The sequence below is a fragment of the Mangrovibacterium diazotrophicum genome, assembly GCF_003610535.1.
GTDB lineage: Bacteria > Bacteroidota > Bacteroidia > Bacteroidales > Prolixibacteraceae > Mangrovibacterium > Mangrovibacterium diazotrophicum.
Genome location: NZ_RAPN01000005.1, coordinates 124,072 through 143,257 on the forward strand (window position 1 = coordinate 124,072; position 19,186 = coordinate 143,257).

Genomic DNA, 19,186 nt, shown 5'->3' on the forward strand with positions numbered 1-19,186 from the left:
AGTCCGGTATCATTTGTATTTTGTTTTTCACGCGGGTTCCGCCCATCAATAAAAGTAAAAGGAACTTTTTTGCTATTTTTGGGAAAACTCAAATCGAAATGAAAAAACTACACTTCTTCTTATTACTACTTGTTATCGCCTTCACTGCTTGTACTGAAGCTCCGAAGCAAGTCTACCTGTTTTCTTATTTCAAAGACAACGGACAGGACGGACTTCACCTGGCATACAGCCTCGATGGCTATCACTTCGACGCGCTGAACAACGACTCGTCGATTCTAACGCCAATGGTTGCCGACGACAAACTGATGCGCGACCCCTGCATCATCCCGGGGCCAGACGGCAAATTCCACATGGTCTGGACTGTAAGCTGGAACGACCGCGGCATTGGCTACGCTTCATCTGCAGACCTGATCAACTGGTCGGAGCAGCAATTTGTGCCGGTAATGCAAGACGAACCGACCGCCCTGAACTGCTGGGCACCGGAGTTGATTTACGATGCCGACAGCGCTCAATACATGATTTACTGGGCCACCACCATCCCCGACCGTTTTGAGGCGGGCTCGGAACAGGGCGACAGCAAATACAACCACCGCATGTATTACACCACTACAAAAGACTTTATCACTTTCAGCCCGACAAAACTGTTATACGACGAAGACTTCAATGTGATCGATGCGGTGATCAAAAAGATTAACGGCGAATACCTGATGTTCCTGAAGGACGAAACCCGCTACCCGCCGAAAAAACACATTCGCATTGCCAAAAGCAACTCCCTTTACGGCGGCTATAAACTGGCTACCGGCCCCATTTCGCCCGACTGGGTAGAAGGACCAACCGTAGCGGAGGTTGACGGCGCCTGGGTGGTTTATTACGACGAATACACACGCCACCACATGGGAGCAATCCGCTCGACCGACCTGGAGAACTGGGAAGTGATTAACGACTCGATCAGCTTCCCCGAGGGAACCCGTCACGGCACGGTGTTCAAAGCCGACGAAACGGTATTGAGCAACCTGCTCGAATATTTCAAATAAACCGAATTGACAAAATAGAAAATGACCGGGCGGCTTGAAGTCACCCGGTCATTTCGTTTTCTGCAAGAACCTGAGGTTGTCAATATTAGCTAAACCTAATATTTATCAGTCAAAGCCTTAGCCCGAAAATGTATCTTGCGCGCACAAATTTTGAAACATCATTCAATAAATCATTGAGCGTAAAATGAGATACCTTTTCAATACACTTTTGGGCATCGCACTATTCCTGGTTGCTACTACCGCTCAGGGCCAGTATTTCAAGAATAACATTCGGGAATACAAAGCGCGACTGGCCGGCGACTGTGCTAAACTAATCGACTCCGGCAAATTTTTTTTGACGGCAGATTCGCTAAGCAAAACATTTCAGGAAAAGGGTTACGGCCCGGTTGATGTCAGGCTGAAACCGATGAAAAAGAAGAAATTGACACCGGGTCAGATTTACGACCGTGTCTCCGAGTCAATCGTTATCGTTTCTTCGGCCGGAAGATGCGGCGAAGTGAACGATCGCGGCGTTGAGTGCAAACAAATTCACACCTACCCGGCTTCCGGTTACATTATCAACTCCGAGGGCATTATTGTGACCAATTATCACGTCGTGGAAGGCTATGTGACAAAACACAACACAGTTTCGCGGGACGTTCTGGTGGTCATGCTCAAGGATCAAACGATTATCCCGGTAACTGAAGTGCTGTTGGCCGATAAAGCCAACGACCTGGCCATTATCCGGATTGATCCCAAGGGCGTGGAACTTACGGCATTGCCGGTGGCCACCAAAGATGCGGAAATTGGCGACCCGGTCTTTATTGTCAGTCACCCCAAAGGCTATTTCTATGCGTTTTCTTCGGGAATGGTCACCGATAAATTCAGCCAGATCAATGCGCAGCAGTACAGGAACCTGATGGCGATCTCGGCCGACTTTGCGGCGGGCTCCAGTGGTTCAGCCATTATCGATCAATACGGGAACGTAATTGCAACGGTTGATTTCACCAAAACTCTGCAGCACTCCGACGACGAGACCAAAACGCAAATGGTACTGAAAGCGACCATTCCATCTTCGGCACTCTTGAAATTAATTGAGGAAGGGAACTAAGGTTTCCGCTGCAACAAGCGATAAACGAATTGACCGGGTGACGTTGAGTCATCCGGTCAATTCGTTTTTAGAAATAATATAAAAGGTAAAGTGTGACCTTTGGTTGTACTTTTTTGTTGCTATGCCACAGTTTCTGACTCACCCCAAGCATGCGCTGCATGCTTCTCCCCGCTCTGCCGGCAGAGAGGGGAAGAGTCGAACGATCCGACAGAGTCGGATTGTTTCGAATCAGGGGAGCGTTGCAACGAAATTTAGAACCACTCCTGCCGATACAGGTCACGTTATACTACAATCCCAAATTAGGCAATACGAACGATTTGGTGTTCGGGTGCAGCCTGATCCACAATCCCGGGTTGGCATTTAACTGCTCAAGGGCTTCATCGGTATCGGCACTGAAAGTTGTGTTCAGCACATTGGCGTAGGTTTTCACTTTTGCCGGAGCTGAATCGGCATCCACCACCGACTGCACGATCTTTTTGGCTTGCAAGATTGCTGCCGGCCCCAAAGTGAGAATGGATGCAGCCGAACGGCATTCCTTTTCATCCGCCTCGCTCACGGTGCTGCCGCCCGCTTTAAACTTACTGATGTGGTGTTCCAGAATACTGCTCGAAATCGGGATGATACCGGCCACATGGTGATACTGTGCTCCGGAGAATGGCTTTATGTAAGCTAGGTGCGAAGCGGCATTCTCTTCCGGCCCATGACCAATAAAGAAGATATCCAATCCGCCCAGCTCTTCCAGTTTCGTCAAATAGTCAACCAGGGCCGACTCCAGATCCGGCGTATCGGTACGCATCGGCGTAAAGCTTTTAATCTTTTTGAAAAAAGCATCGCCCAGGATGCGTTCGAAATCGCGCACAAAGCTCAAACCATTGCCCATTGCCATCGGTGCCAGGGCATCCTGTGTAAACACATTCAGGCGGGCAAGTAGCTCATCGGCTTCGTTTGTTTTGGCTAACTCTCCTAACAGACGGTGTAACTGTTGTGCACCGCGACCACCCAACAGGGCAATGTTGATATCGCCGTCTTTGGCTGCTGCCGTAGTGTAGAGCTCATCCAGCATGGCCTGCCCTACTTCTGCTTCGGTAGCCAATACCGTAGGCTTCACGCCGTAATCGGTCAATTGAAAGGACTGATCGCTGTCTTCTGACAACCAAACCTTGCCGTTGTCTTCGTATCTGGTAAATTTTGAGTTTGTCGTATTCATTCTTTCTTCTTGTTTTTCGGCACGCGGGTATACGCGCCTTTGGGTTTTAGAGGAGCCAAATTTACGGAATATCGGGAAGTTGGGAAAGTCGTCAATCGAGAAAGAAGAAGCTGAATCGCAGCGGAGAGTCCGTCGTCCCGAATTCATTTCGGGATCTGTTGGGCTTTTGTAACGCTCACATTGGTATCGTTAAAAACGATGGACCACTTACCCCTCGTCTCCGCTATCGCTCAGACGAGGGGTAGGCGAAGCGAAAAAAAGCTTCTTACCTAGTATTCTGCATTCCTACTGATATAGCTTTTCTATATTCTTGACTGCCGAATCCGGGAGAACGTTGGGCTAATTCTCTTATAATATGCTTATTTCTCGAAATTGGAATTGAATCGTCAAGAATATCATTCCATTCTCCTTTCCGAATTTCTTCAGCAAATATTTCTGCGATATATAATAGTTCTGAGTCCATATATTCAATCTCTTGGTAAATAGACATTCTAAATTGCACAACGTCATCATTTTTAATCCGTCTCGACCCTAAACTAAAAATAGGTAGACTATAGGGTTAAAGTTAAAACGGAAACCGAAATCAGGATAGTACAATCAACAACAACAAACCTCATCAATTCAAATTTCAATTTTTTGTCGCTTGACATTTGGTCAATGTATGCATGAAAAACTCTCCAACTACCGTTTACATATTTATACTCTTGACCTCTTTTTATTAATCTTAGTCTCATCCATACAAAAACCGCATTAAAGGCAATTACGATATATAAAAGTACAAGAGCTATTTTATCTGACATCATATCCCGATTTGTTTAAGTCATTCTTCGTCGCTGCCCGCACTTATATCGCTTGCCTAAGATTTCCAAACGGCTATTTTAACCATGCGAAGGATTTGCGCGGTAGCGGGGGAATTTTTCGTTACTGCATTAATCTTACGACAACATAGATTATCGCAAATCCGATGGCCATCCAAGCAATTCGGTGACGTGAGTTAACACCAAATGAATTCGAGCACACTATGCTCTCCTCTTTTATCAAATCAAGCGTTAATGCACCGTCTCGGAACAGTTTGTAAGTCGATTTCAGCTCGAAGTCATCTCCACCAATTTTAAAGATATGACTGGTTCCTGTAACGGAATATTTTCGAGACACTGATCTCCCATTTAGCTTAACCGTTTCTCTTCCAAAGACCGAATTCTCGAATTCAATCTTGTTCCCGCTATATTTAAATTCCAAATATTTCATAGTTACTCTATCTTTTTTACAAATCGACTACTAACCCAGCCTAAATAGTAAGCTGGACTATCATTATTATCACCATTTACATATAAACTCCAATTCGGTTTTATGTTGTTCTTCATCATAACGAACCACCATACCCGACCTGTATTATCAATTTGTTCTGCTATTGCAATACCATCTGAATCTTTGGGGTATTCAGCAAAAATATTTCCGACTTCATCATGGTCTAGTAATATCGTGTCGTTTATGCAAGGGTTTAGACGCAAGAAATATTTCTCGTTGGTTGTTTTAAATGCAATTGGTTTCTCGAAGCTCGTTTGGGGTAAATCAGTTTCATAGTACATCGCATACCTGGCCTGTAAGGCAAAGCTAAATTTTGAACTATTCCATACCGGTACATATTTTTCGATGTGGTCAATCACTCCACCGCAGCATCCGTAGTTCTCAATTGTAAAGCTCATGGGTGACAATCCATCATTTACAGAGACATCTATTAGCCTCCCGAACAATCCCAAAACTCTCGTATATATTCCATTGGAATTACCTTGCAAGAAAATGATGCCGTCACTTTCCGCTCCTACAGATCCAGTATAAATAAAATCATGAATGCCATCGCAGTTAAAGTCGACCATATGAAGATTAACCAAACTGGTGGAATCTCCATTCTCCATAGAATAAACCACCCAACCGATACTGCCGTTAGCTTCGACTTTCTTTAGGACTTCCGCTTTAACCTCCTCACTTACCGGAGATGTCCAGCCTTCAAGATTCACATCTCGTTTCAAATCAAACAGAACCTGCGCATTCAAGCTTTTAACAAAAGCAGTCAGAAATATCAAAAAAACTATTCTCATGATCATTGGGTCTTAACGATCCTTCCCTCGACTCTCCGCTGACACTGACAAGGTGAAGGCGTATACTATTCATTTAATTCCTGTCCGTAATAATATTCAATTATTTTGGTAAGCTTCCCCTTTGTATGTCAAGCCGCTGCCCGCACTTATATCGCGTGCCTATAAACGGCTATTTTAACCATGCGAAGGATTTGCGCGGTAGCGGGGATACAATGGTTTATTTTATTTTATAGACTTTATACCTTACACCACCTTCAATTAATTCACCTACTCCGACGGCAATGGTATAATTCAACCATGCATACTTTTTCGAAGAAGTTTCAAATACCGGATTTGTTCTGAAATAATAACTTCCATCCGTATTCCAATGAATAAACCCACCGTAATGAGTATATATTTTTTCACCTTCACTGGTTTCTAAAACTGCTCTAACATCTAATTTTTCTGTTAAAGAATCAATCATTAGTACCCAATCTCCACCGTTTGCCAACACTTTTCCATTTATTTCCGGGCCGCTGAAAGTTCCTCCGGATACAGGATAAATAGTACGCTTCCCCATTGGAGATTCACCAATTTCTATCGGCTCATCTAACAAAGCTGTCATCTCAAACAAAAGTTCATGTTCTAATTTAGTTTCCTGACTACTGGCGGTGAAAGGGATAACGAAAATTGAAAAGAATAATATAAAAAATACAACTTCTATTTTATTCATATCACTATGTTTATTTGATTTTTCAAGTTGTGTATACGGTCACTTGCAAGTTGTCGTTGCGGATTTCCCGGCCTGCGGCAGACAGGAAAGAGCGTCAGTCCCGGAAAGCGGGATGACGTTTAAGAAAGGAGCAGCGGCAACGCACACCACTGCGCCCGCAATGCAATTTGCAAAATGTTGGGTGCTGGCATTTTATTTCTTTAATCATTTAGTCCAATAAGATTAGAAGCAGTAAGAGCCCCGTTTAGATAATACAAGGAATCTAGCAACTTAAAATTCGCTTCAAAAAATAAATCTATATCAGACACATATTGTTTTGTTTCTAAAACCTTATCGCTTTTAAATTTAAACGTATATGATTTGCCTGTCGCAAAGTCATGATATTCCCAATAACTAATTATTTCAACAGAAATATTGGTCCACATGATGGGGCTTTTGGAAATTTGTAAATGAGGTTCTGGCATTCTATTGTCCATATACTCAAATTGTCCACTTGGAATATCTACACATTGATTCTGTACTTTCAACTTAGTTAGAAGCAGTAGTCCATTTACATTATATTTTGTTTTCAATTGACTCAAAATACTGGTATTTGGTTTTCTAAGGAAAAAGATTTCATCAGTTACATTTACTTCCGACATTGCTTCAACATTCACTCTCAATCCTTCCAAGCAATTTTCGAACGAAGCTGTATCGGCCTTTAAATTATAGTCGCTAGCAATCAGAATGCCATTTGATTTCAAATTATTTTGCAATCCAATATTTGGGATGTTTTTTACTGGAGCACTCATGTAGTGGTTCGTTTTACAGGATATCCCAATAACTAAAAGCAATATGATTAAAGATGGTCTCATTACTAACCCGAATTACAGTCAAATCAATTTAATTAAATCCAAAATCTTAAACTGAAAATCAAAATCGTTTATTTTAATACTTTCAATATGCAATGTCATTCATGCTTGCACCCAACGCAGTTCTAAAATTTTACGGCGTTTATCTCCACAGTATCGGTTTCAAAGGTGCGTTTATCCCCTCGATTAGTAGGTATAAGCGCACCTGACCGGCTCCATTCCCCTAATTTACAATTTCTCATAATCATTCATATCTGAGGGAAACTATTTAGCGGTAATCTAAATTAGACGAGATAAAACAGAGGAGATCATAATCTGTATTGATTTCCTCCCTGCCACAAAACATACTACCAATCAGATCGATCAGGCGTAAAAACTGTTATACAAGACATCAGAGTCTTTTTTCGACGCCATGACGCCCGTTGTATTCGTTTAACCTAAACAATAAAACTATGAGCAATCAGAAAGTAATTACGGTGGTGGGAGCAACAGGAGCCCAGGGCGGTGGCTTGGTACGGGCGATCCTGAATGATCCGAGTGGCGAATTTTCGGTTCGGGCGGTCACACGAAACAGTGGTTCGGATAAAGCCAAAGCACTGGCCAAGCTGGGTGCCAATGTGGTTGAAGCCGATGTTTCGAACAAAGCCAGCCTGTTGCATGCCTTTGAAGATTCGTATGGTATTTTTTGTGTGACCTTTTTCTGGGAACACTATTCGCCGGAAAAAGAAATGCAGAACGCCAAAAACATGGCCGAAGCAGCCGCCGAGGTGGGGGCCAAACACGTAATTTGGTCAACGCTGGAAGATACCCGCAAGTGGGTTCCGCTGGATGACGACCGGATGCCGACCCTCCATGGAAAATACAAGGTGCCGCACTTCGACGGCAAAGGCGAAGCGGATGCTTATTTCGTGAACAGCGGGGTGCCTTACACCTTGTTGTTAGCCTCGTTCTACTGGGACAATTTCATTCATTTCGGTATGGGACCTCAGAAGGACGAGAGCGGCAAACTGGCGCTCAACCTGCCGATGGGCGATAAAAAACTGCCGGGCATTGCTGCCGAAGATATTGGTAAATGTGCCCTGGCCATCTTCAAAGATCCGGTAACCTACCAAGGGAAAACGGTCGGTATCTCGGGCGAGCACCTCACTGGCCAGGAAATGGCCGATTCGTTTGCAAAAGCGTTCAACACCGAAGTGGCCTACAATGCCGTTCCTTTTGATATTTACCGCGGGCTGGGCTTCCCCGGGGCCGACGACCTGGGCAATATGTTCCAGTTCAAACACGACTTCCAGGAGGACTTCTGTGGTGTAAGAAGCGTGGCAAACTCCAAAGCCATGAACCCGGAACTACAGTCGTTCGACCAGTGGCTCGCCAAGCACAAGGAGCAGATGGATCTTTAGGGTGAAAACAAAGGTATCCCTATGGAAGATTGCTTCGCTATGCTCGCAATGACGACGAGGCAATCTCTGCCGCCGCTCAGCAAATGAACACAAAATAATTGAGGGCTTCACTTCGAGTGAAACCCTCAATACATACATATCTTATTGCAGCGAAATTACGCCAGCAACGCTTTTACTTTGTCGGCAATGTCTTTGCCATCGGCTTTACCCGCCAGCTCTTTCGAGGCCATGCCCATCACTTTTCCCATTTCTTTAACGGAAGAAGCGCCGGTTTTTTCAATAATGGCTTTTACGGCAGCTGTCAGTTCGTCGTCCGAAAGTTTCTTCGGCAAGTATTCGTCGAAAACAGCAACCTGCACCAGCTCATCAGCTGCCAGGTCTTCGCGGCCTTGCTCTTTGTACAGGTTCGCCGAATCGGTTCCCTGTTTGGCCAGTTTCTGAATAATTTTGATGACTTCGGTGTCATCCAGCTCGTGTGATGCTGTCGCTGTTTTGGCTTCAATCAACACTTTTTTAATGTTGCGTAAGGCGGCGGTTTTCTCTTTATCGCGGGCCTTCATTGCCGTTGTCAGGTCAGCATTTATTTGGTCAAATAAACTCATCATTTAAGACTTTAAAATTCGTTCTCCAAAGTTTTCAAAAAATCGGACGCAATCCAAATTTAGTTCCCAGTTTACTGTTGTCAGTTTTGAGTTTCGGGTTTCGAATTGCGTGAGCTTGGCACACTCCCTGCCCTTTGCTCTCTGCTCTCTGCCCTTTGCCTAGTCCACATTATCGTGCAGGAACGAATTGTTATCGCGCAGGAATGTTTTGTTATCGTCGTCCTGCGAAAGCGAGAAGCGCGACATTTTGTTTTCAAACTTTCCGCGGTTGTTGTCAATCTTCAGGTTCTTGCGACGGTAGGCCGGAATGTTCTCCAGCTTGTCCACCAGGTCGTCATCCGAGCTCGAGAAATCAATTTTCACCGAGTAATCGTCGTCCGGGCTGGGCTGCGGCTGTCCGTATAAAGCTTCAAACTCGTCCGGCTTCGGATAGTCGATCTCAAACTCGATCATACTTTGGTTTTGCGGCTTCTTCTCCTCCACCGGTTTCGATTTGAAAACCTGCGGACGCGGGATTCCGCCAAACTGATCCTTTTGATCTTCTCCCAGCGAATGGTATGTTTTTTCAACTTTTTGGGCTGCCATCATTTCCGGAATGCTGCTTATGCTGAACCCTGTGGCAATCACCGTCACCGAGATTTCTTCGCCCAGCTCTTCATCCAGACCGTTACCCCAGATCAGGTCGGCTTCGTGCCCGGCTTTCGCCTGGATATAGTCGGTGATCTGTCCAATTTCATCCATGGTTACTTCCTCATTTCCGGAAGTAATATTCAGCAGGATATTTTGAGCGCCGCGAATATCGTTGTTATTCAGCAAAGGCGAGTTCAAGGCTTCCTCCACGGCACGCAAGGCACGATCCTCGCCGGTTGCTTTGGCCGATCCCATCAGGGCCACACCACTTTTACGCATCACGGTTTCCACATCGGCAAAGTCCACATTGATGTAGCCCGCCACGGTAATAATTTCGGCAATCCCCTTTGCCGCTGTTGCCAAAACATTGTCGGCCTTGGCAAAGGCTTCAGAGATTTTGAAATCGCCGTACATTTCGCGGATGCGTTCGTTGTTGATTACCAGCAACGAGTCGACATGTGTCTGCATCTCGCTAATTCCGTCGATCGCCTGTTTAATCCGGCGGCGACCTTCATTCCGGAACGGAATGGTAACAATACCAACCGTGAGAATATTGAGTTCGCGACAGGCTTCGGCAATCACCGGCGCGGCACCGGTTCCGGTACCACCACCCATTCCGGCCGTGATGAACACCATTTTGGTGTCCTGCTCAATCGCCTGTTTTACATCGTTGATGTTTTCAACGGCGGCCTCCCGGCCAATGTCGGGTTTGTTGCCGGCACCACGCCCTTCAGTGAGCGAAGCACCCAGCTGTACTTTCATGGGAATCGGGCTGTTTTGCAAAGCCTGTGCATCGGTGTTGCAAACCATGAAACCCACATCTTTAATTCCTTGCTGGTACATGTGGTTGACCGCGTTGCCACCACCACCACCAACACCAATTACTTTTATAATGCTGCCGGAAGATTTTTCCAGATCGAAGTTCATTATATCGTTAGCCATAACCTGTAATTTTCTTAGTTGTTTTCAGTCATCGATTCATCCTGATCGTCAAATAAACGGTTGAACTGACGCATAAACCAGTTGTCGGTCGCGCCATCCGCTTTTTCGTTCACTAGTTCCCCGGACGATTTTTTCTTCCGGTTAGTCGTCGCAGACTTTTTTTGAGTTTTGCGGGCCGTACCAGGTTGTGGCTCAGGTCTCATTTCAAAAACTGTCCCTTCGTACGTATCGTCTTCCAGATTGATATCCAGTATATCTTCGTTTTCCAATTCGTGTTTTTCAACCGGCGGCTCTTCACGCAACAATTCGCTCGGGTTTTTGTCGAATCGGGTGGCTGCAATGGTTACGCTTACGCGGGTACCCAATTTGCTGTCCTTGCCGTTCCCCCAAATGATGTTGGCGTCCTGCCCGGCCTTTTCCTGCAGAAACTCGATGATATCGCCAATCTCACCCATGGTGATTTCATCGTCACCCGAGATGATGTTGAGAAGGATATCTTTTGTTCCGCGGATGTCGTTGCTATCCAGCAAGGGCGACTCCAGCGCTTCGTGAACCGCTTTCATGGCCCGGTCTTCACCTTCGGCATAACCGGTTCCCATGATAAACACTTCACTGTTTGCCATCACGGTGTGCACATCGGCAAAGTCGATGTTGATCTGACCATGCACGGTAATGATTTCGGCCACCCCCTTCACGGCAGCCGTAATAATATCGTCGGCCTTTTTAAAGGCTTTCGACGCTGGAAGATTACCGTAGATTTTATGCAGCTTTTCATTACTGATCACCAGCATACTATCCACATGTTCCTTCATGCGTTCAATACCGTCAATAGCCTGTTCAAACCGGCGTTTCCCTTCGGCCGGAGATGGTGCTGTGACCACGGCAATCGTCAAAATGCCCAGCTCACGCGCCAAACCGGCAATAACCGGCGCCGCACCTGTTCCGGTACCACCACCCATTCCGGCAGTGATAAACAACATCTTGGTATTTGCGTCCAGCACATTGCGCACATCGTCGAGGTTTTCGATTGCTGCCTGACGACCATGTTCCGGTTGGTTACCGGCACCACGTCCTTCCGTCAGCGTTACCCCCAGCTGAATCTTAATCGGCACGGGGCTGTTGATCATGGCCTGTGCGTCGGTGTTGCAAATAATGAAGTCGACCCCATGAATACCTTCGTTATACATGTGATTGACTGCGTTGCAACCGGCGCCGCCCACACCCAACACCTTGATCAGTGACGACTGCGCTCTTTCTAATCCAAATTCAATCATTTCCTCTATCATAAGCGAGGATTTTTACAATTAAAATACAAACACGAACCTTATAAAAATCTGTTCATTCGTTACGAATCTGATAAACAATACCTATAATCGCTATCCGCCCGCAGGCAGACATTTTCTATCTACTTCATCTCGATCCCTTGCTCGTCGTTAAAGAACATATCCATCTGACGGGCAACACCTTCTTTCATCGACTTCAGGAAGCCGAATGAGTTGGATTTTGGTTTCGCCACTTTTTTCTTCACCGGCTCTTTTTTACCGTCAAAGGCTGTTTCTTTCAAACCAATTTGCAGCAATCCCAAAACCGTTGCGAAACGGGGATCTTCCAGTCCTTTCCAGGGCTTGTCGGTTTTCAGTCGCGGAACACCAATCCGAACATCCATCCCGGTTTGGTATTTCAACAACTGGTTCAGGTTGAGCAGTAAAGCTGTCCCACCTGTCAATACTATTCCGGCGCCGATGCGGTCTCCAAAACCCGATTTTTCAATGTGGAAGTTGATGCTTTCGATGATCTCTTCCATACGAGCCTGAATGACGTAAGCGAGGTTGCGGAAACTGATTTCTTTCGGTTCCCAACCCGATGGTGAAGGAATCGTCACCACTTTGTCTTCGGGTGCAAAATCGCCCATGGCCTGTCCGAACTGCGTTTTCAGCGACTCAGCCTGGCGCAGCACAATAGAGCATCCTTCTTTAATATCGTGGGTCAACACGTTTCCGCCAAAGGGAATCAGGGATGAATAGCGCAGCACACCTTCATGAAAAATGGCCAACTTCGTGGTACCACCGCCAATATCCAACAAAATAACTCCCGTTTCTTTTTCTTCCTCGGTCAGCAGAATTTCCGATGACGCCAGCGGATCGATAATCGCCTGCTTCACCTTTATGCCGGTTTGCTCCAGCCCTAACTGCAGATTACTCTCGTACGACTCGGGCGCTACCAACAACTTAAATTCCACTTCCAGGTGCTCAGCCTTCATACCAACCGGATCCGGGCACTCGCCCTCCTGATCAACCTGATACAATTGCGGCTCAGCATGATATATTTTATAACCCTCCGGCAACTCGGCTTTCTTCACCTTTTGGATCAGAAATTCAACGTCCGCCTCCGTTACCAGGTGGTCTTTGTCAATGTATTTTTCAGCCTTCAAACTGAAGGTCTTCAGCTGTTGTCCGACGATGTTCACATAAACCTCGTCAATATCAGTTCCGATGTGCTCCTCGGCCTGACGAAGCGCCACGTCAATCGCCCGCGACACCTCTTCGATATTGAGAACCACACCTCGTCTAACTCCGGCCGAAGCTGATGTTCCGATTCCCAGGATCTCAACTTTGCCTTCTTCAGTCCATTGTCCGGCAACAACCACAATCTTAGTGGTACCGACATCTACTGCTGCAACTATTTTTTTGCTCTTGGCCATAAGCTTTACTTTTAGTCTCTGTTCTTTTTCACAAAAAATCGCACTGCACTCCGCGGCTCGCTACCGCTTTGTACAAACTACCTGATCTTTATATTTTAGGCTAATTTTCTTGTATTTGTCCCATCCAAATTCGTTGAAAGCCTGTGCGTATAAGGCCTTCAGATTGCGAAACTTTTCGCGGTAATTCGTTGCTTCACCGAATTCGATAATCTGGTCACCCACCAAAGGAACCATCAACAGCTCGCCTGAACCGTTCACCGCAACCTGCTTGATCTGCGCTTTCCAGAAATCGTCGCCGTTGATAAACTCAATCAGCGGGATCAATTCTTTCCGTGCAAACTTCTCATCCACCTGTCCGGTGACCAACATCACATGCGAGGTAAATTTCGGGTTCGCCGGAATAACAACGCCTGCCTCATCCATGTAATAATCCGTCTGACCGTCTTTCACACGAAACAGGGGTTCACGCTGTGTCACCTCAACCACCAAATGGCCTTTAAAGTCCATCCGGTCGCCCTCGATGTGACGAAAAACTTCCGCGTTTTTAATCGCCGGTGTTTTCTCCAGCTTCAACTCCAAAGTGTGCGCGTTCACCTGGTCGAGCTTACGCTCAAACAACTTCGGATCGGCAGCTTTCACCAACCGGGTAACCTCTGCCTCATCAATAAAACGAGGCGAATCATCCGGGATCACAACCGTAATCTCATCACATTTCACTTTCGACAAACTGCCGGAGGAAAATGCCATGGTGAAGACCAGGAAAATTCCGGCCAACACGATTAATCCGATATTTAAAATCCGTTTAAACATTTTCCGTTTGTTTTAAAAATCGTGCTACAGGTTCCACCAACAAATCAATATCACCGGCTCCCATCATCAGAATGATACCGGGCTTCAGGTACTGCGCATTCGTTATCATTTCGGCTTTGGTAAACAAATGCTTCTCGTCCAGTTTCACCTGGTCGAAAATTATTCCCGAAGTCACTCCGGGGATCGGCTTTTCGCGGGCCGGGTAAATATCGAGCAGGAACAACTCGTCCAACTGGCTCAGCTGCTCTGCAAATTCAGGTGCAAAATCTTTTGTCCGGCTGTACAGGTGAGGCTGAAAAATGCCCGTCACCCAACGATCGGCAAACATCGCTTTCACCGAACTGATCGTCGCCTTCAACTCCTCCGGATGATGCGCGTAATCATCAATCAACAAATACTCGTTACCACGGTAACGAATGTCGAAGCGGCGTTTCACTCCCTGATAAGTGGCCACAGCCGCTTTCACTTCTTCCTCCGACACTCCGGCCAGCAAAGCCAGCGCTGAAGCAGCCACTGCATTTTCAACGTTCAACAAGCCCGGATAATTCAACTGCATGTCGCGAATCAGGCCATCGGGGTATTGCAGGTCGAAATGATAAGCTTCGTTTTTCAAACTCACATTCAGCGCGCAGAAATCAGCCTGCTCATTCAGCGAGTAACTGTAATGTTTTATCGCCGGATTGTGCGATTCCGAGATCGGTAAACCCTTCTTGGCGACAACTGCGCCTCCCGAACGAATCTGCCCAACAAATTCACGGAACGATTTCAGGATGGCACCGTGATCGCCGTAAATATCCAGATGATCGGCATCCATCGAGGTCACTACCGCATAATCCGGGTGAAGCTGCAAAAACGAACGGTCGAACTCGTCGGCTTCAGCCACCATCCACTCGCTCTCAGCCGAAAGCAGCAAATTGGTCGCATAATTTTTGGAGATGCCGCCCAGGAAGGCAGAGCAATCCAAGCGCGAACTTTTCAAAATATGCGCAGTCATAGTAGACACGGTGGTTTTACCATGCGTGCCGGCAACCGCCAAAGTCTTTCCTTCGTCGCAAATCATGCCCAAAACTTGCGAGCGCTTCCGGATTGTGAAACCCGACTTCTCCAGGTAAACCCTCTCCTCCAAGTCCGCAGGAACAGCCGGAGTGAGCACCACCAAACAGGTATTTTTATCGAGGCCTGCAACCAATTCGGGTTGATCGGTGTAATGCACATCAATCCCCTCGCTGACCAAGGCTTTGGTCAATTCCGTCTCGGTTTTATCGTAGCCGGAAACTGCAAAACCAGCATGCTTAAACCAGCGTGCCAGTGCGCTCATCCCGATTCCTCCGATACCGAGAAAATAAACTTGTTTTATGTCGTTCAAGCCTTTCATTTCTTCATCACTTCGTTTAAAATAACCTGCACAATGTCGGCAGTGGCATTGGGCTTGGCCAGCTTCTTACTATTCGCGGCCAGCTCAGCCAATTTCTTTTCGTCTTTCACCAGACTGAATGCTTCTCTAAAAAGCATCTCCGGCCCGTCAGCATCTTTCACCATCACAGCGGCATGGTTTTCAACCAGCGCCATCGCATTTTTGGTTTGATGATCTTCGGCCACATTGGGCGATGGCATCAGCACCGATGGTTTTCCCAGCAAACACAGCTCGGAAATCGTTCCGGCTCCGGCTCTCGAAATCACCAAATCGGCAGCTTTGTAAGCCAGATCCATATCCGTCAGGAACTCCATCGCCTGCAGATTTTTGGGTTGCTTACCCGCCAAACGTTCCAGCATTTCTTTGTAATAGATCTTGCCGGTTTGCCACACCACCTGCACGCCGCTTTCGGCGATATAATCGAGATTCGCCATCACACTTTCGTTCAAACTGCGGGCTCCCAAACTTCCGCCCACCACAAACACGATGGGTTTTTCAGCCTCCAGACGGTAGGCTTTCAAAGCTTTTTCGCGATCAACCGGCAACAGCAAGTTCTGACGCACCGGGTTTCCGGTAACCACCAGCTTCTCCGCCGGGAAGTAGCGCTCCATATTCGGATAGGCCACACAAATCTTCCGCACTTTGGCCGAAAGCAATTTATTGGTGACACCTGCGTACGAATTCTGCTCCTGCAAAATGGCCGGAACACCCGCCTTAACGGCAGCTTTCAACACCGGACCGCTGGCAAACCCACCAACACCAATCGCCACATCAGGCTTAAAATCTTTAATCACTTTGCGGGCCTTGCTCATGCTCTGGTAAAGCATCCAGATGAACTTGAACATCTTCAGCGATGCCTTTCGCGGCAGGCCCATCACCGGCAAACCAACAATCGGGTAACCCGCAGCCGGCACACGTTCCATTTCCATTTTCCCCAACGCCCCCACAAACAGGATGTCCACATCGGGGACGGTTTGCTTCAGTTCGTTGGCAATGGATAAAGCAGGGAAAATATGTCCGCCTGTTCCGCCTCCGCTTATGATTACTTTTAATGCCATGGTTTACCAGTTTCTATATTTCAATTTCTTTTGTTTCTATTTCAACTCCTGATCTTCGTCAGGCACATTCACAACCACCGGTTGCTCCTGCTGCTCGGCCTTGTCATCCTTCTTATTCAGGTAACTTACCGAGAGGATGAGGCCGAAACCCGCCGCCGTGAAAATCATCGACGTTCCCCCCATACTGATCCAGGGAAGTGGTTGCCCCGTTACCGGAACCAAACCGGTTGATACCGACATGTTCACAAAGGCCTGGATCGAATAGATCAGCACAATTCCCGTCGTTAAGAAAGCCGGGAACGTTCGCGAACTCGCCCGAACAATGGACACTCCCCTGAACAGGAAGATCAGGTACAACAGGGCGATGAACACACCACCAACAACACCGTACTCTTCCACCAAAATGGCGTAAATAAAGTCGTTGTATGCGGCTTCCATATAATTACTCACATCACTGCTTCCGGGACCTTTACCAATCAGGCCACCTTCAAAAATTGCCAGCTTGGCAAAATCGGCCTGCGTGGTTCCCTCTTCCGACTCTTTATCGCCATGAATGTGATCGTCGATACGTTGCTTAAAAGTCTGCAAACGACCGAAAGACTTTGGCATAATCGGAGCCGAAAAATACATCAGCAAAGCCATCAGGATCCCGGCCAGCGCCGTCAGTCCCAAAAATTTTAGAGGCACTCGGGCCACGAACATCAATCCCATCATTCCCATGAAGATCACTGCTGCCGTCGAGATGTTTCCGATCGAAATGATTCCGCAAACAAGACCACTTGCTCCAAGCACCCACAAGAATGCGGTGCGCAATTCCTTTTCCGTTTTTTGCCGGCTCGCCAGCATTTTGGCACCGAACATCACCAACGACAGCTTGGCCAACTCGGCCGGCTGGAAGCTAATGAACTTCAGGTCCAATGAACGGGGTGTTGCTTTTCCGGTCAACTTATATTGAATCAGCGCCAGTATCAGCAGTCCAATCGTAAATATCAGCGCCGTGGGCGCAATCAGGGAATAAAACTTCACGGGCACGACATTCACCAGGAATGCCATCACACCAAAACCAATCGCAATAAAAATGGAGTGACGAATGAGGTAGTGGGCTGTAAAACCTCCTGCCTCACGATAGGCCAAACGGCCGGTTGCACTATACACAATCAGTATCGAAGCCAGAGACAAAAAGAACAGCACCACCCATAAGGTGCGGTCTCCTTTAATTATATTTCCAAGAGAAAACTTCATATCCTACAATTCTTTATTCTGACTTCCAAAATTCAAATCCAACGAAACACTAATTCTTACAACTCGCGAACTGCCATTTTAAACTGGCGTCCCCGGTCTTCATAATTGTCGAACAAATCGAAACTTGCACAGGCCGGCGACAGCAGCACTACTTCGCCGTCTTTGGCCAGGTAGTACGATGCCCGAACTGCATCTTTGATATCCTGCGTATCGACGATATCCGGAACAATACCCGTGAAATAGTCGATGATCTTTTTATTATCGGTTCCCAGACAAACGATAGCTTTCACTTTTTCGCGAACCAAGGCTTCCAGTTCCTTGTAATCGTTTCCTTTGTCAACACCGCCAACGATCCACACAACGGGGCGGTTGATGCTTTCCAGTGCATACCAGGTCGAATTGACATTGGTCGCTTTCGAGTCGTTGATAAACTCGATGCCATGCACCTTCAGGAAGCGCTCCAAACGGTGCTCAACCCCTTTAAAATCAGACAAACTCTCTCTGATCTTTTCATTTCTGATGTTCAACACCTTTCCGGCCAATCCTGCGGCCATCGAGTTGTAGGCGTTGTGTTTTCCCTGCAGGGCGATATCAAATATGGACATACTGAATGTGTTTTTATTGCAATTAATCGTTAGTGTATCGTTGTTGATTCCTGCTCCGTTGGCCGGCGCCTCGGTAAACCCGAAAGGCAGGCAAGTTGCAGAAACGGTTCTTTTTTTCAATTCTTCCTGAATGACCGGATCTTCAGCCCAGTAAATAAAAAAGTCTGAAGCCGTCTGATTTTGAATAATGCGGAACTTCGAGTCCACATAATTCTGAAATTTATATTCGTAGCGATCCAGGTGATCCGGCGTGATGTTGAGCAAAATGGCAACGTCGGCTTTGAACTCGTACATCCCGTCGAGCTGAAAACTACTCAACTCAATCACATAGTAATCGAAATCCTTCTCGCCCACCTGCCAGGCAAAACTCTGCCCTACATTTCCCGCTAAACCAACATTGAAACCGGCGTCTTTCAACAGCTGGTAAGTCAACATCGTGGTTGTGGTCTTCCCGTTGCTGCCAGTAATGCAAATGGTCTTCGCCGTGCAGTAGCGACCGGCAAACTCAATCTCAGAGATGACCGGGATGTCCGCTTCGTGCAGCTTTTTCACCATCGGCGCCTTCTCCGGAATACCGGGGCTCTTAATCACCTCGGCGGCGCTCAGGATTTCCGCTTCCGAATGTTTTCCTTCTTCAAAAGGAATCGCATAATTTGAAAGAACGTCTTTATAGTTTGGCTTGATCGTTCCGGCGTCGGACACCCAAACATCAAAGCCTTTTTGCTTTGCCAGAATAGCTGATCCTACTCCACTCTCACCAGCACCTAATATGACAATGCGGTTGCTCAT

Annotated in this window: 17 protein-coding genes; 3 read left to right on the plus strand and 14 right to left on the minus strand. The window is 46.8% G+C overall.

What is annotated here, in order from left to right; all coding sequences use genetic code 11:
• Window positions 1-98 precede the first annotated feature (98 nt).
• Together BC643_RS21625 and BC643_RS21630 are read left to right on the plus strand one after the other, a co-directional pair.
• Entirely contained in the window at window positions 99-1,034 is a 936-nt protein-coding gene (locus BC643_RS21625) for a glycoside hydrolase family 43 protein (RefSeq protein ID WP_120275608.1), read from the plus strand.
• Window positions 1,035-1,218: 184 nt separating this feature from the next.
• Window positions 1,219-2,124, plus strand: coding sequence for a S1 family peptidase (locus BC643_RS21630; protein WP_120275389.1), 906 nt, complete (start codon window positions 1,219-1,221; stop codon window positions 2,122-2,124).
• A gap of 286 nt (window positions 2,125-2,410) precedes the next feature.
• Here the strand turns inward: BC643_RS21630 and BC643_RS21635 are convergent, their stop codons facing one another.
• From BC643_RS21635 to BC643_RS21665, 5 genes are all read right to left on the minus strand, one after another.
• Entirely contained in the window at window positions 2,411-3,331 is a 921-nt protein-coding gene (locus BC643_RS21635; RefSeq protein WP_120275609.1) for a hypothetical protein, read from the minus strand.
• A gap of 551 nt (window positions 3,332-3,882) precedes the next feature.
• Entirely contained in the window at window positions 3,883-4,134 is a 252-nt protein-coding gene (locus tag BC643_RS21645; RefSeq protein ID WP_120275393.1) for a hypothetical protein, read from the minus strand.
• A gap of 447 nt (window positions 4,135-4,581) precedes the next feature.
• The gene (locus tag BC643_RS21655; protein ID WP_147377301.1) at window positions 4,582-5,430 is read right to left on the minus strand and encodes a hypothetical protein; all 849 of its coding nucleotides are present in this window, start codon (window positions 5,428-5,430) and stop codon (window positions 4,582-4,584) included.
• Window positions 5,431-5,647: 217 nt separating this feature from the next.
• Entirely contained in the window at window positions 5,648-6,142 is a 495-nt protein-coding gene (locus tag BC643_RS21660; protein WP_120275398.1) for a DUF3237 domain-containing protein, read from the minus strand.
• Between the two features lie 200 nt (window positions 6,143-6,342).
• Entirely contained in the window at window positions 6,343-6,933 is a 591-nt protein-coding gene (locus BC643_RS21665; RefSeq protein ID WP_120275399.1) for a hypothetical protein, read from the minus strand.
• A gap of 512 nt (window positions 6,934-7,445) precedes the next feature.
• Here BC643_RS21665 and BC643_RS21670 point away from each other — a divergent pair.
• Window positions 7,446-8,393 (plus strand): NmrA/HSCARG family protein, encoded by a 948-nt coding sequence (locus tag BC643_RS21670; protein WP_120275400.1) that lies wholly within the window; start codon window positions 7,446-7,448, stop codon window positions 8,391-8,393.
• Window positions 8,394-8,548: 155 nt separating this feature from the next.
• Here the strand turns inward: BC643_RS21670 and BC643_RS21675 are convergent, their stop codons facing one another.
• From BC643_RS21675 to murD, 9 genes are all read right to left on the minus strand, one after another.
• Complete coding sequence (locus BC643_RS21675) at window positions 8,549-8,998, minus strand: GatB/YqeY domain-containing protein (protein WP_245995042.1); 450 nt, start codon at window positions 8,996-8,998, stop codon at window positions 8,549-8,551.
• Between the two features lie 156 nt (window positions 8,999-9,154).
• Window positions 9,155-10,567 (minus strand): cell division protein FtsZ, encoded by a 1,413-nt coding sequence (gene ftsZ / locus BC643_RS21680; RefSeq protein WP_211338172.1) that lies wholly within the window; start codon window positions 10,565-10,567, stop codon window positions 9,155-9,157.
• Window positions 10,568-10,581: 14 nt separating this feature from the next.
• Complete coding sequence (ftsZ, locus tag BC643_RS21685) at window positions 10,582-11,853, minus strand: cell division protein FtsZ (RefSeq protein ID WP_211338173.1); 1,272 nt, start codon at window positions 11,851-11,853, stop codon at window positions 10,582-10,584.
• 119 nt (window positions 11,854-11,972) lie between these two features.
• Window positions 11,973-13,268 (minus strand): cell division protein FtsA, encoded by a 1,296-nt coding sequence (ftsA, locus tag BC643_RS21690; protein ID WP_120275404.1) that lies wholly within the window; start codon window positions 13,266-13,268, stop codon window positions 11,973-11,975.
• Window positions 13,269-13,328: 60 nt separating this feature from the next.
• A complete protein-coding gene (locus BC643_RS21695) occupies window positions 13,329-14,078 on the minus strand; it encodes a cell division protein FtsQ/DivIB (RefSeq protein ID WP_120275405.1) in 750 nt (249 codons plus the stop codon).
• Window positions 14,071-15,453, minus strand: coding sequence for a UDP-N-acetylmuramate--L-alanine ligase (murC, locus tag BC643_RS21700; RefSeq protein WP_120275407.1), 1,383 nt, complete (start codon window positions 15,451-15,453; stop codon window positions 14,071-14,073). Before murC ends, BC643_RS21695 begins: the two co-directional genes overlap by 8 nt.
• Window positions 15,450-16,550, minus strand: coding sequence for an undecaprenyldiphospho-muramoylpentapeptide beta-N-acetylglucosaminyltransferase (gene murG, locus BC643_RS21705; protein WP_120275408.1), 1,101 nt, complete (start codon window positions 16,548-16,550; stop codon window positions 15,450-15,452). Before murG ends, murC begins: the two co-directional genes overlap by 4 nt.
• Window positions 16,551-16,586: 36 nt before the next feature.
• Window positions 16,587-17,792, minus strand: a complete 1,206-nt coding sequence (locus BC643_RS21710) for an FtsW/RodA/SpoVE family cell cycle protein (protein WP_120275410.1) — start codon at window positions 17,790-17,792, stop codon at window positions 16,587-16,589.
• A gap of 56 nt (window positions 17,793-17,848) precedes the next feature.
• Window positions 17,849-19,186, minus strand: a complete 1,338-nt coding sequence (murD, locus tag BC643_RS21715; protein ID WP_120275412.1) for a UDP-N-acetylmuramoyl-L-alanine--D-glutamate ligase — start codon at window positions 19,184-19,186, stop codon at window positions 17,849-17,851.